The sequence below is a fragment of the Stenotrophomonas sp. TWI377 genome (assembly GCF_039674525.1).
In the GTDB taxonomy this organism is placed as follows: Bacteria; Pseudomonadota; Gammaproteobacteria; order Xanthomonadales; family Xanthomonadaceae; genus Stenotrophomonas.
In genome coordinates this window covers 592,509-605,644 of record NZ_JBDJNT010000001.1, presented here as the reverse complement: position 1 = coordinate 605,644, position 13,136 = coordinate 592,509, and the positions used below count along the sequence as shown (strand labels likewise).

The window sequence follows — 13,136 nt, the reverse complement described above, 5'->3', positions numbered from 1 at the left end:
TCCCAGCCCCACGCAGGATGCCGGCGTGAATGCAGGACCCCTCGTGTGGTCATCGCCACGGGGCGACAGGTTCGGCCCGGCCTGTCAACGGCTTTCCCCCGCCGCCGCGCATCGCCAGAATGGGTTCTTTCCGCAAAGCGGCTCCGGCCGGAAGCAATGCCTGACATCAAGCTCGCACAGCAGATCGCCCAGACCATCGCCGATGAGATCGGTGCCCAGACCGCCCAGGCGCTCGCCGCCATCGCCCTGTTGGACGAAGGCGCCAGCGTTCCGTTCATCGCCCGCTACCGCAAGGAAGTCACCGGCGGGCTGGACGACACCCAGCTGCGTAACCTCGAAACGCGCCTGACCTACCTGCGCGAGCTGGAAGACCGCCGCGCCGCGGTGCTGTCCAGCATCGACGAACAGGGCAAGCTCAGCGACGAGTTGCGCAACGAGATCCTCGGTGCGGACACCAAGTCGCGCCTGGAAGATCTGTACCTGCCGTACAAGCCCAAGCGCCGCACCCGCGCGCAGATCGCGCGCGAAGCCGGACTGGAGCCGCTGGCCGATGGCCTGCTGGCCGATCCAAACCTGGACCCGCAGGTGTTCGGTGCCACCTTCGTCGATGCAGACAACGGCGTGGCCGACACCAAGGCCGCGCTGGAAGGTGCCCGCGCGATCCTGATGGAGCGTTGGGGCGAAGACGCCGCGCTGGTCGGCGAGCTGCGCACCTGGCTGGGCGAAAACGGCGTGATCCGCGCACGTGTCGCCGAGGGCAAGGAAGAGCAGGGCGCCAAGTACCGCGATTACTTCGAACACGCCGAGTCGCTGGCGAAGATTCCGTCCCACCGCTTGCTGGCACTGTTCCGCGCACGCCGCGAGGAAATCCTGTTCCTGGAACTGGATCCGGGCAACGATGCCGAGGCCGGCAATCTGTACGCCGAAGGCCGTGTCGCGCACAACGCGGGCATCCGCGACGCCGGCCGCCCCGGCGACCGCTGGCTGCTCGACGCCTGCCGCCTGACCTGGCGCGCCAAGCTGCACATGCACCTGCTGCTGGACCTGTTCAACCAGGCCCGCGAGAAGGCCGAAGCCGAGGCGATCGCGGTGTTCGGCGACAACCTCAAGGACCTGCTGCTGGCCGCCCCGGCCGGCCCCAAGAGCGTGCTCGGGCTGGACCCGGGCATCCGCACCGGCTGCAAGATCGCCGTGGTCGATGCCACCGGCAAGCTGGTGGCCACCGACACCATTTACCCGCACGAACCGCGCCGGCAGTGGGACCAGTCACTGCAGACGATCAAGCAGCTGTGCATGAAGCACAACGTGGAGCTGATCGCGATCGGCAACGGCACGGCCAGCCGCGAAACCGACAAGCTGGCCGGTGAGGTGATCAAGGCGTTGGGCGAGACCAGCCTGCAGAAGATCGTGGTCAGCGAGGCCGGTGCGTCGGTGTATTCGGCGTCCGAATTTGCCGCCAAGGAATTCCCGGACCTGGACGTGTCGATCCGCGGCGCGGTCTCCATTGCCCGTCGCCTGCAGGATCCGCTGGCCGAGCTGGTCAAGATCGAACCCAAGGCGATCGGCGTGGGCCAGTACCAGCACGACGTGGACCAGTACCGCCTGGCGCGTGCGCTGGATGCGCGCGTGGAGGACTGCGTCAACGCGGTCGGCGTGCACGTCAACACCGCCTCGGCGGCGCTGCTCTCGCGCGTGTCCGGGTTGTCGGCCACGGTGGCCGAAAACATCGTGCGCCACCGCGACGACAACGGTCCGTTCAAGCGCCGCAAGGACCTGCTCAAGGTGCCGCGCCTGGGCGACAAGACCTTTGAACAGTGCGCCGGCTTCCTGCGCATCGCCGATGGCGACCAGCCGCTGGACGCGTCCTCGGTGCACCCGGAAGCCTACCCGGTGGTGGAGCGCATCGTGGCCGCCACGGCACGCCCGATCAAGGCGCTGATCGGCGATGGCAGTTTCCTTCGCGGGCTCAAGGCCGAACAGTTCACCGACGCCACCTTCGGCGTGCCGACCGTGCGCGACATCCTGAAGGAACTGGAAAAGCCCGGCCGCGACCCGCGCCCGGAGTTCAAGGCGGCGCGTTTCGCCGAGGGCGTGGAAGAGCTCAAGCACCTGCAGCCGGGCATGATCCTGGAGGGCGTGGTCAGCAACGTGGCCGCGTTCGGTGCCTTCGTGGACATCGGTGTGCACCAGGACGGCCTGATCCACATCTCGGCGCTGTCGGACACCTACGTCAAAGACCCGCGTGATGTGGTCAAGGCCGGTGACATCGTCAAGGTGAAGGTGCTGGAGGTGGACGTGGCGCGCAAGCGCATCGCCCTGACCCGGCGCCTCGACGATACCCCGGCCCCGGCCAAGGCCCAGGGTGAGCGCGATGCGCGCCCGGCCGGTGGCGGCCGCCGTGACGGCGGGGCGGGCAATGGTCCGCGCGGTGGCGGTCGTGGCACCCCGTCCGGCCCGCGTCCGGGCAGCGCCGCACCGCCGGCCAACAATGCGCTGGCCGACGCCTTCGCCCGGGCCAAGCGCGGCGGCTGATCCCGCGGTGGGTGCCTGCCAGAGGCCGCCTTCGGGCGGCTTTTGGCGTTTTCAGGGGTCTCCAGGGGCAGGGGCACTTCTGGTTTGGCCCGGGTTTACGCACACTTCGCGTTGAATGCCCGTAGGGTGGGTGGACGGCGGGGAGCCCAGATGACAGACGACCAGGCAGGACCGGGCAACCGGGCGGGCTCCAGCGCCGATTACCGCGCTGGCGCAGGGCTGTGCGTGGCGTGTCGGACCGGAGCGCACGCATGAGCCGGCAACCGGACGCCCCCCAAGATGCGGCCGCCGCGCTGCGCGACATGGCCGAGCAGCGCCACCGGCTGGAAATGATCATCGAAGGTACTGCGGCGGGCACCTGGGACTGGGACATCCCGGGCAACCAGATGCGGGTCAACGAGCGCTGGGCGGAGATCGTCGGCTATACGCGTGAGGAACTGGCACCCATCACGCCGGAGACGTTCTTCAAGCTGGTGCATCCCGACGATCTGGCCCAGTCCAATACGTTGCTCGAAGCGCATCTGGAAGGTCGCTCGCCGCATTACGACAGCCTGTGCCGGATGCGCCACAAACAGGGCCACTGGATCTGGGTGCAGGACCGCGGTCGCGTGTATGAGCGCGATGGGCAGGGCCGGCCGCTGTGGATGGCCGGTGCGCATGCCGACGTTACCGAACTGCAGCAGGCCCGGCAGGAGGCGGCCAACATGCGCCAGCGCCTGCAGGCGGTGGTGGATGCCTCTGACGAGGTGGCGGTGATCGCCACCGATGTCGATGGGGTGGTCAACCTGTTCAATACCGGTGCGCAGAAGCTGCTGGGTTACCGCCCCGATGAAGTGATCGGCCGGGTCAACCCGGGGCTGTTCCACGATCCGGAAGAGATGCGCGCCTACCTGCAGCCCCATATGGAGGCGGACGGACGCCTGCCGACCGTCTTCGAGGCGTTGAGCGCGCGGGCGGCACAGGGCACCTGGTCGCATCAGTGGACGTTCCTGCGCAAGGACGGCGAGCGCAGGCAGGTGCGCCTGTCGATCAGTCCGCTGGACTGCGCCGGCGGCAACCGAATCGGCTACGTGGGCATGGCGGTCGACCTGACCCCGCTGCTGCAGGTCCGCGAACAGGCGTTCCTGGCCTCGGAAAAATTCGCCGGGGCGTTCTCGTCGGCCGCGCTTGGCATGGCCCTGGTGTCGCTGGAAGGGCGCTGGCTGGACGTCAACGATTCGCTGTGCGGCATCCTCGGCTACACCCGTGCCGAACTGCTGCAGATCGATTTCCAGACGCTCACGCATCCCGATGACCTGCACACCGACCTGGCCCTGCTCGGTGACCTGCTGGCCGGCCGCCGCGCGCATTACCACATGGAGAAGCGGTACCTGGGCAAGGCGGGCAACCTGGTCTGGGGGCGGCTGTCGGTCTCACTGGTCCGCACGGAAAATGGCGAGCCGCTGCACTTCGTCTCGCAGATCCAGGACGTGACCGCCCAACGGCTCAGTGGTCAGCAGTTGCGTGAATCCGAGCAGCGCACCCGCGTCACGTTGGATGCGGTGGCGGACATGGTGCTGACCCTGGACCTGCAGGGGGGGATCCAGTACGCCAACGCCGCGGCCACCCGCGCGCTGGCCGGGGAGGGCGCCGGGGTCCTGGCCGGCAGCCAGCTGCAGGAGGTGATGGAGCTCACGACCGAATACGCGCCGCGCTCCCCCTTGGATGTGGCCGTGCTGCTCGACCCGGACAGCAATGCAGTCGACCTGCATTCGGACCTGTTGCTGTCAGTGGGTGCGCATCTGCTGCCGGTCGACCTGACCCGTGCCTGGCTGCGCGATGAGGATGGCCTGACCAGCGGCGCGGTCTGGGTGATCCGTGACGTCACCCAGCAGCGTGCGCGCCAGCGCGAGGCGCGGCATCTGGCCGAGATCGATCCGCTGACCGAACTGAGCAACCGGCGCGGCTTCGAGGCGCATCTGCAGCAGGCCATCACCCGGGTCGCGCGGACCGGGCAGTCGGCCTCGTTGATGTATATCGACCTGGACCACTTCAAGCCGGTCAACGATACCCACGGCCATCTGGCTGGCGATGCCGTGCTGTGGGCGGTGGCCAGCGTGCTGCGGCATGGCGTGCGTGATTCGGACATCGTGGCGCGGCTGGGCGGCGACGAGTTCGCGGTGATCCTGGCCGGCTGTTCGCTCAAGCGCGCCCGCCGTATCGCCAGCGATCTGCTCGAGGCGATGCGGGGGTTGTCGATCCCCTGGGACCAGCGGCGGTTGAGCGTGGGCGCCAGCATCGGCATCGCGCCATTGTTCGGGGGCATGAGCGTGGATGACGCCGTGGCCGCCGCCGACGCGCAGTGCTACCGGGCCAAAGCGATGGGGCGCGACAACGTGCAGGTGGAGGCCGACGCTCTGGGTGCCGTGGACCCCCTTGACGCCCTGGATGCGAGCGAAAGCGGCGAGTGACGGCCGGCCGGGCCAGGCCCCGGCCGCGGCCGTTGATGGCCCTAAAGCTTTCAGAGTGTCCGCCGTTATATGACTCGCAGTTGCTGCCCGTCTGCTCACGTGGATATCTGGCCGTACACCTTTTTTACATGGTTCATGTTCGCCGGCCCGCCCGGTGTTTGAAGCCCATCGAAGTTGCGTCATCCCCACTGACGATCTTCGTGAGTCCCAGCCAACGGAATACCGCCACCGGGCCACCGCCCGGCGCTGACCTATTCGCTAACCGGACACCGAGGTCTAACGATGATTACTTCAGGCTTGCACACGCATGTGCCAGGTCGTGCCAGCGACGCCGACGCCGGGTCGTTGTGGCGAACGCTCACGGCACGGTTCGTTTCCCGTCGCGCGGCCCATGGCGCCGCGGCATCGGCCGCGCTGCAACGGCAGGCCGAGCTCGAAGATCAGATCAAGGCGCTGCATAGAGTCCAGGCCGTCATCGAGTTCCACCTCGATGGCACCATCGTGCACGCCAACGACAATTTCCTGCAGACGCTGGGCTACACGCTGGAGGAGATCCAAGGCAGGCACCACGCCATGTTCGTCGATGCCGAGTATGCGAAGAGCGCGGAGTACCGCGACTTCTGGGCCAACCTGGGCCGCGGTGAGTTCGACGCCGGCCAGTACCGGCGGATCGGCAAGGGTGGACGCGAGATCTGGATCCAGGCGTCCTACAACCCGGTCTTCGACAGCCACGGACGGCCGTACAAAGTGGTCAAGTTCGCGACCGACATCACCGCGCAGAAATTCCAGGCGGCCGATTTTGCCGGCCAGCTCGCCGCGATCAACAAATCACAGGCGGTGATCGAGTTCGATCTCGAGGGCCGCATCCTGGCCGCCAACGAGAACTTCCTCGCTGCCATGGGCTATGCACTGGAGGAGGTGCGCGGGCAGCACCATTCGATGTTCGCCGAGCCCGAGCATCGCCAGAGCGGCGAGTACCGGGCGTTCTGGGCCAAACTCGGCCGTGGCGAATACGACGCCGGCCAGTACAAGCGCCTGGGAAAGGGCGGTCGCGAGGTCTGGATCCAGGCCTCGTACAACCCGATCTACGATATGAACGGACGGCCGTTCAAAGTGGTCAAGTACGCTACCGACATCACGGCCCAGGTGCGTGACTCGCTGGCGCTGCAGCAGGCCGTCGCGCAGACGCGTGAAGTGGTGGCGGCGGCGCAGGGGGGTGATCTGACCGGCCATATCGCCACCCAGGACAAGACCGGCCCGATCGCCGAGTTGTGCGAGGGCATCAATGCGCTGGTCGAAGCGATGGCCGGCATCATCACCCAGATCAAGCTGGCAGCGGACACCATTGCCGTGGGTGCCAGCGAGATCGCCGAAGGCAACAGCGACCTGTCCGTGCGCACCGAGCAGCAGGCCGCTTCGCTGGAGGAGACCGCCGTCTCGATGAAGGGGCTGACCGCGACCGTGCGGCGCACCGCGGACAACGCCCGCCAGGCCAATGAGTTGGCCGGTGGTGCGGTCGAGGTGGCGGCGCAGGGTGGCCATGTGGTGCATGAGGTGGTCTCCACCATGTCGCTGATCAACGACTCCTCGCGGCGCATCGTCGATATCATCGGCGTGATCGACAGCATCGCGTTCCAGACGAATATCCTGGCCCTCAATGCCGCAGTGGAAGCGGCCCGTGCCGGCGAGCATGGGCGCGGCTTTGCGGTGGTCGCCTCGGAAATCCGCTCGCTGTCGCAGCGTTCGGCCGAAGCCGCCAAGGAGATCAAGCAGCTGATCGGCGACTCGGTGGAGAAGGTCGGGGCGGGTACGCGTCAGGTCGAAAGCGCGGGGCGCACCATGGACGAGATCGTGGTCAGCGTGAAACGCGTGAGCGATCTCATGGCCGACATCAGCGCGGCGGCCCAGCAGCAGAGCGAGGGCATCGAGCAGATCAACCAGGTGGTCGAGCACATCGACGAGAGCACCCAGCAGAATGCCGCGCTGGTCGAAGAGGCCTCTGCGGCGGCCCGCAGCATGGAAGAGCAGTCCACCCAGTTGCTGCAGACGGTGGCGGCATTCCGGGTGGCGGGGGCGACGGGAACGTCGCGACCGGCTGCGCCACCGGCGGCCAATGCCGCACATCCGACGCTTCGGCTGGTCTGAGCGGTAACGAAAAACGCCCCGGATCCGTCGATCCGGGGCGTTCTGGTTTTCCATGGTGCCGAAGGTGGGACTCGAACCCACACGCTTTTAAGGGCGGCGGATTTTGAGTCCGCTGCGTCTACCGATTCCGCCACTTCGGCTGGCTGGCCGCGTAGTGTATACAAGATGTCGACGTTTGTGCAGACCTGAATGCTTAAGTTCCTGTCAGGGTTTCACCTACGCAGGACGCTATACTCATCGCGCTGAACCATACAGGGAGTCGTCATGAGCGCGCTGCAGGATCTTCGGGTGCTGGTGGTCGAGAACGACGAAATGAGTGCCGCCCTGCTGCAGATGCAGTTGGTGCAGTCCGGCGCGGTGGTGGTGGGGCTGGCGGCCTCGGTATCCGAGGCGCTGCGTCTGCTCAGCGAGACCCAGCCACAGGTGGTGCTGCTGGATTACCGCCTGGCCAACAATGAAACCAGTGAAGCGGTTGCGGCGGCGTTGGCCGCGCGCCAGATTCCCTTCGTGCTGGCCACCGGCATGGCGACCGAGCACCTCCCCGAAGCCTTCCGGGCAGGCATCATCCTGACCAAGCCCTACCTGACGGCCGAGTTGAATGCCGCGCTGGGGCGGGCACGGATAGGCGATTCGGTCGTCGGCTGAGCAGCTCTCACGCCGCTTCGGCGTGCGCCAGTGTGACCGGTTCGCGATCGTCCAGGATCCGGTACAGCGCAGCGAGGTCGTGCGGGTCCGGGTTCAACCAGGCATCCAGATGTTCGCGCCGGATCGGTACGATGCAGCGGTCGTGCCCGGTGCGTGCCACATCGGACGGTGGCTCGTCGGTGATCGCGGCAAACGACAACAGCCGGCCCTCCGGCCCTTCCCACGCCGACCACAGGCAGGCGATCAACAGATCGCGCGGTGGCTGCGGGCTGAATTCCAGCACCACGTTCTCGGCTTTCTCGCCCGGCGACAGCATCCGCTGCTCCAGGGCATGCCGCGGCACGTGCTCGTAGAACGACTGCACCACCACCACGCCATGCTGGTGGCCGAACGCGGATTTCCAGTACGCCTCCAGGCTGTCGCGGCGCGCGTTGTAGGTGCCGGGATACAACACGTCGTTGCGCGCGGGCTTGTCCGGCAGCCGGCATTGGTAGCGCATCGGCTTGATCACGCGCTGGCCCTGCTCGGACACGATCACCGGCGCATAGACGCCGGGGAAAATGCGGCTGTCGCGCGGCACCAGGCCGGCGCGCTGCAGATCGGACAGGCGCGTCTGCGCACGTTCAATCCGGTTGCCCGCCACGCGCAGTTCATTGCGCGCCTTCTGCGTGGGACGTGCGGCCAGGTGTTCTTCGGCCGCCTTCCGCCGGGCGCTCTGCAGGCGCACCTCCTCATCCAGCGCCTGCATCTCCTCGGCATGCCATTGCTGTATTCGCGCCACGATCTCCTGGCCCTGCGCGGTGCGCGCGCCGGCGAAGCCATCGTCCATCGCCTTGGGCGTTTTCGGGCGTTGCTTGCCGGCGTCGTGGGCATACAGCTGGGCGAACTCGTCCAGGGACAGCATGGCCCCGTACTCACGGACCAGCTTGGTGTAATCGGCGCGGATCTGGGCGGAATAGCACATGGCGACGGAACAGGGTGGGCAGGGGGACAGGATAGGCCGGTGGGTCGCACATGCTGCGAATACGTTCGGGCATGCTGAGCGTCCATTCATTGCCGGACCCGTCTCATGTCGCTGCCTGCTGGTGTTCATTGCATCCCCCTGGCGCCCAGCGTGGAGGAATACCGCGCGCTGCGGGTGCTGGCCGGCCTGAGCCCGAAAACGGCCGAGGCGGCGGCGCGTGGCCTGCCCAACACGGTCTTCGGGGTGAGCCTGCGCGAGGATGACCGGTTGCTGGCGATGGGCCGGCTCATCGGCGACGGCGGCTGCTTCCTGCAGGTGGTGGATATCGCCGTGGTCCCGGACCGCCAGGGGCAGGGCCTGGGCAAGGCGGTGATGGCCGAGCTCGATGCCTGGCTGCACGCGAATGCGCAAGGTGCGTATGTGAGCCTGATCGCCGATGGCCAGGCGCACCGGCTGTATGCGCAGTTCGGTTTCACCGTGACCGCGCCGCGCTCGGTGGGCATGGCGAAGGTGGTGGCGTAGGCCCCATAAACAAACAGCCCCGACCGAGGTCAGGGCTGTTTGTTTGAAGCTGGCGTCCCCACGGGGATTCGAACCCCGGTCGCCACCGTGAAAGGGTGATGTCCTAGGCCTCTAGACGATGGGGACGCGTTAAACCGAATTTTGGCTTCTATCGGACGGCCTGTGTCCGGAGAAGTGGTGGAGCCAGGCGGGATCGAACCGCCGACCTCCTGCATGCCATGCAGGCGCTCTCCCAGCTGAGCTATGGCCCCACGTTGTACCGCAAGCCGCCTAGTATATCTGCCTGTTCACGTTTGTGGAAGCCTTTCGGGCATCCGCATCGCAACCGCAGTAGGCGGTGAACAAAAAGACCCGGCATGCCGGGCCTCGGTGTTCTTCTGATGAGTGGCGTCCCCACGGGGATTCGAACCCCGGTCGCCACCGTGAAAGGGTGATGTCCTAGGCCTCTAGACGATGGGGACGCATAAACTCATCAAATTGTTCAGCACACCGAACGGCCTAAGGTCCGGAGTGGTGGAGCCAGGCGGGATCGAACCGCCGACCTCCTGCATGCCATGCAGGCGCTCTCCCAGCTGAGCTATGGCCCCACGATGCTGGAGGCGGAATTCTACGCGGCCGTGAAGCATTCGCCAAGTCTTTTTTCTGAAATACCGAAGAAAGAATGCATGCAGGCATCCATCTGCAGAGGCTGATCGTTGCCCGCGCGAGTGCACCAGCACGCACGCGATAAAACAGGCCGCCAATGCCGAGCGTTGCTCGATGCGGCACAAACAAAAAGCCCCGACCGAAGTCAGGGCTGTTTGTTTGAAACTGGCGTCCCCACGGGGATTCGAACCCCGGTCGCCACCGTGAAAGGGTGATGTCCTAGGCCTCTAGACGATGGGGACGCACGAAAACTTCAAATTTTGTCACTGCAATCTGATCGGCCTAATGATCGGATTGGTGGAGCCAGGCGGGATCGAACCGCCGACCTCCTGCATGCCATGCAGGCGCTCTCCCAGCTGAGCTATGGCCCCACGTCGTGAGGAGCGAAATCATAGCGACGACGTTTTGGATTGGCAAGAAAAAAGTGAAGAAATATCGTCATGCAATCCGCGGTCACTCGCCGGGCAGTCGTTGATGGCGCAGCCGCAGTGCATTGCTGATCACCGAGACCGAACTCAGACTCATCGCCACCGCCGCCAACATCGGCGACATTACGATGCCCAGCGGATACAGCACGCCGGCTGCAACAGGAATGCCGAGGCCGTTGTAGAGAAACGCAAAGCCCAGGTTCTGCCGCATGTTGCGCACGCTTGCAGTGGACAGCTGGCGCGCACGCAGGATGCCGCGCAGATCGCCCTTGACCAGCGTGACCTGTGCGCTCGACATCGCCACATCGGTGCCGTTGCCCATCGCGATGCCAACGTCCGCACTCGCCAGCGCCGGCGCGTCGTTGATGCCATCGCCGGCCATCGCCACCTTGCGGCCCTGCGCCTGCAGCGAACGGATCAACGCGGCCTTGTCGGCGGGGCGCATCTCGCCGTGGACGTCATCCAGGCCGAGTTCCCGCGCGACGGCTTCCGCGGTGGCCGCGCCGTCGCCGGTGGCCATGACGATGCGCAGGCCATCGCGGTGCAGCTGCACGATCGCTTCGGCGGTGGAGGCCTTGATCGGGTCAGCCACCGCGAGCAGGCCGCCAAGCTGGCCATCGACGGCGAGGTACATCACGCTGGCCGCGGTGCTGCGCAAGTGCTCGGCACGTTCGCGCAGCGTGTCCAGCGCGATACCGTGTTCGTCCATCAACGCGGTATTGCCAAGCAGCAGCTGCCTGCCGTCCACCGCGCCCTGCACACCCATGCCGGTGAGGGAATCGAAATCGTCCACGCTGGCCAGCGGCATCCCGCGCGCGCGTGCTTCGGCCACGATCGCGGCCGCCAACGGATGCTCGCTGCCCTGGTCCAGGCTGGCCGCCCATTGCAGGATCTGATCGGCAGCGAAGGGCGCCACCGCCTGTACGTCACGGAACGCTGGCTTGCCCTCGGTCAAGGTACCGGTCTTGTCGACCACCAGCGTGTCGATCTGGCGCAGTGCCTCGATCGCCTCGGCATCGCGGAACAGCACCCCGTGCTGCGCGGCGCGACCCGTGGCGACCATGATCGTCATCGGTGTGGCCAGCCCCAACGCGCACGGGCAGGCGATGATCAGCACCGCTACCGCGCTCAGTACCGCATGCGTCCATGACGGCGCCGGACCGAACAGTCCCCAGCCGAGGAACGTCAGCACCGCGACCGACAGTACCGCCAGCACGAACCAGTACGCGACGGTGTCGGCCATGCGCTGCATCGGGGCGCGTGAGCGCTGCGCCTGCGCCACCAGCTGCACGATCTGCGCCAGCATGCTGTCATCGCCAAGGCGATCGGCACGGACGACCAGGCTGCCAGTGCCGTTGAGTGTCGCGCCGATCACCGTGTCGCCCACGGCCTTGGCCACTGGCACCGGCTCACCGGTGAGCATGGATTCATCGATGGAGGAGCGGCCTTCGACGACCGTGCCATCCACGGGCACCTTCTCACCCGGGCGCACGCGCACGCGGTCGCCGGGCTGCAGCGCGGTAATGTCGACGTCTTCCTCACGGCCATCCGCGCGCAGCACGCGTGCGGTTTTCGGTGCCAGGCCGAGCAGCGCCTTGATCGCGGCGGATGTTCTTGCCCGTGCGCGCAGCTCCATCAACTGGCCGAGCAGCGTGAGCGAGATGATCATTGCTGCGGCCTCGAAATAGACGCCGACATGCCCGTGCTGCTGGAACGACGGCGGGAACAGACCGGGCGCGACGGTGGCGACCACGCTGTAGCCGTACGCAGCGAGCACACCCGTCCCGATCAGGGTCCACATGTTCGGGCTGCGGCTGCGGATCGACTGCGCCCAGCGCTGCAGGAACGGCCAACCGGCCCACAGCACCACCGGCGTCGCCAGGGCCAACTCGATCCACACCCGCAGATCGGGCGCCAGGCCATGCAGCACGGGGGTCATCGCCAGCATCGCCAGGGCCATCGTCGCCACACTCAGCGGCAGGCTCCACCAGAAGCGGCGGCGGAAGTCGGTCAACTCGGGGTTCTCGCCTTCCTCAAGGCTGGGCATCTTCGGCTCCAGCGCCATGCCGCACAGCGGGCAGGTGCCGGGGCCTTCCTGCACGATCTGCGGGTGCATGGGGCAGGTGTACAACGTGCCGGTGGGGCCTGGTTCGGCGATGTGCGATGCCGGATCCAGATAGCGCTGCGGGTCGGCCAGGAATGTTCGTCGGCAGCCATCGCTGCAGAAGGGGTAGTCGCTGCCGTCATGGTGGGCATGGTGGGCCGTGGCGGCCGGGTCGACTGCCATGCCGCAGACCGCGTCGGTGGTCATCCCGGCGCCGGGCGACGTCTTGCCACCGCAGCAGGTTGGGCCGTTGTCCGCACGGGAGGCCTTGCTGTGGCCGTGGGTGGCGTTCATTGGCGAGACTCGGTCAATGCCGTCAGGATCGGGCACTGTTCCTGATCGCCATGCCCGGGGCAGGCATCGACCAGCTGCTTGAGCGCGCCGTGCATCCGCTGCAGTTCGTTGATGCGCTGTTCGATGTCGGTGAGCTTGCTCACCGCACTGTGGCGGATCTGCGCCATGTCCTGGCCACGTTGATCGCTGAAGCCAAGGAGATCGGCGATTTCATCCAGGCTGAAACCCAGTGCCTTGGCGCGGCGGATGAACTGCAGGCGCGTCAGGTCGCTCTCGCTGAAGACCCGATAGCCGCCGGCGCTGCGCCGTGCGGTGGGCAACAGCTGCTGCCGTTCGTAGTAGCGCACCGTGTCGATGGGCACGCCGGCCTGGCGCGCGAGCTGTCCAATGTTCATGAGCACCTCGTG

The 13,136-nt window shown here is 66.7% G+C and carries 8 protein-coding genes and 7 tRNA genes; 5 read left to right on the top strand and 10 right to left on the bottom strand.

Annotated elements, in window-relative coordinates; all coding sequences use genetic code 11:
* Window positions 1–156: 156 nt before the first annotated feature.
* The 3 genes from ABE546_RS02565 to ABE546_RS02555 all read left to right on the top strand — a co-directional run bounded on the left by ABE546_RS02565 (window position 157) and on the right by ABE546_RS02555 (window position 7,127).
* Window positions 157–2,532: a Tex family protein gene (locus tag ABE546_RS02565; protein ID WP_346462611.1), complete on the top strand. Its 2,376-nt coding sequence runs from the start codon at window positions 157–159 to the stop codon at window positions 2,530–2,532.
* Window positions 2,533–2,783: 251 nt separating this feature from the next.
* Window positions 2,784–4,982, top strand: coding sequence for a PAS domain S-box protein (locus ABE546_RS02560; protein WP_346462610.1), 2,199 nt, complete (start codon window positions 2,784–2,786; stop codon window positions 4,980–4,982).
* Between the two features lie 282 nt (window positions 4,983–5,264).
* Complete coding sequence (locus tag ABE546_RS02555) at window positions 5,265–7,127, top strand: methyl-accepting chemotaxis protein (protein ID WP_346462609.1); 1,863 nt, start codon at window positions 5,265–5,267, stop codon at window positions 7,125–7,127.
* 53 nt (window positions 7,128–7,180) lie between these two features.
* Here ABE546_RS02555 and ABE546_RS02550 read toward each other — a convergent pair.
* Window positions 7,181–7,267: transfer RNA gene (locus tag ABE546_RS02550), tRNA-Leu, on the bottom strand.
* Between the two features lie 124 nt (window positions 7,268–7,391).
* Here ABE546_RS02550 and ABE546_RS02545 point away from each other — a divergent pair.
* Entirely contained in the window at window positions 7,392–7,772 is a 381-nt protein-coding gene (locus tag ABE546_RS02545; protein WP_346462607.1) for a response regulator, read from the top strand.
* Between the two features lie 7 nt (window positions 7,773–7,779).
* Here the strand turns inward: ABE546_RS02545 and ABE546_RS02540 are convergent, their stop codons facing one another.
* A complete protein-coding gene (locus tag ABE546_RS02540; protein WP_313218660.1) occupies window positions 7,780–8,736 on the bottom strand; it encodes an SOS response-associated peptidase family protein in 957 nt (318 codons plus the stop codon).
* A gap of 105 nt (window positions 8,737–8,841) precedes the next feature.
* On the opposite strand from ABE546_RS02540, the gene ABE546_RS02535 reads away from it, so the two are divergent.
* Complete coding sequence (locus ABE546_RS02535; protein ID WP_102789523.1) at window positions 8,842–9,258, top strand: GNAT family N-acetyltransferase; 417 nt, start codon at window positions 8,842–8,844, stop codon at window positions 9,256–9,258.
* A 50-nt stretch (window positions 9,259–9,308) separates the two neighbouring features.
* On the opposite strand, the gene ABE546_RS02530 is transcribed toward ABE546_RS02535, so the two are convergent.
* The 8 genes from ABE546_RS02530 to ABE546_RS02495 form a co-directional block, all read right to left on the bottom strand.
* Window positions 9,309–9,384, bottom strand: a tRNA-Glu gene (locus tag ABE546_RS02530).
* A 49-nt stretch (window positions 9,385–9,433) separates the two neighbouring features.
* A tRNA-Ala gene (locus ABE546_RS02525) sits at window positions 9,434–9,509 on the bottom strand.
* A 134-nt stretch (window positions 9,510–9,643) separates the two neighbouring features.
* Window positions 9,644–9,719, bottom strand: a tRNA-Glu gene (locus ABE546_RS02520).
* A gap of 50 nt (window positions 9,720–9,769) precedes the next feature.
* A tRNA-Ala gene (locus tag ABE546_RS02515) sits at window positions 9,770–9,845 on the bottom strand.
* A 224-nt stretch (window positions 9,846–10,069) separates the two neighbouring features.
* A tRNA-Glu gene (locus ABE546_RS02510) sits at window positions 10,070–10,145 on the bottom strand.
* Between the two features lie 53 nt (window positions 10,146–10,198).
* Window positions 10,199–10,274, bottom strand: a tRNA-Ala gene (locus ABE546_RS02505).
* Window positions 10,275–10,356: 82 nt separating this feature from the next.
* Window positions 10,357–12,642: a heavy metal translocating P-type ATPase gene (locus ABE546_RS02500; protein WP_346462700.1), complete on the bottom strand. Its 2,286-nt coding sequence runs from the start codon at window positions 12,640–12,642 to the stop codon at window positions 10,357–10,359.
* 83 nt (window positions 12,643–12,725) lie between these two features.
* Window positions 12,726–13,124 carry a heavy metal-responsive transcriptional regulator gene (locus tag ABE546_RS02495; protein ID WP_313218658.1) on the bottom strand — a complete coding sequence of 133 codons (399 nt, stop codon included), beginning with the start codon at window positions 13,122–13,124 and terminating at the stop codon, window positions 12,726–12,728.
* Window positions 13,125–13,136 lie beyond the last annotated feature (12 nt).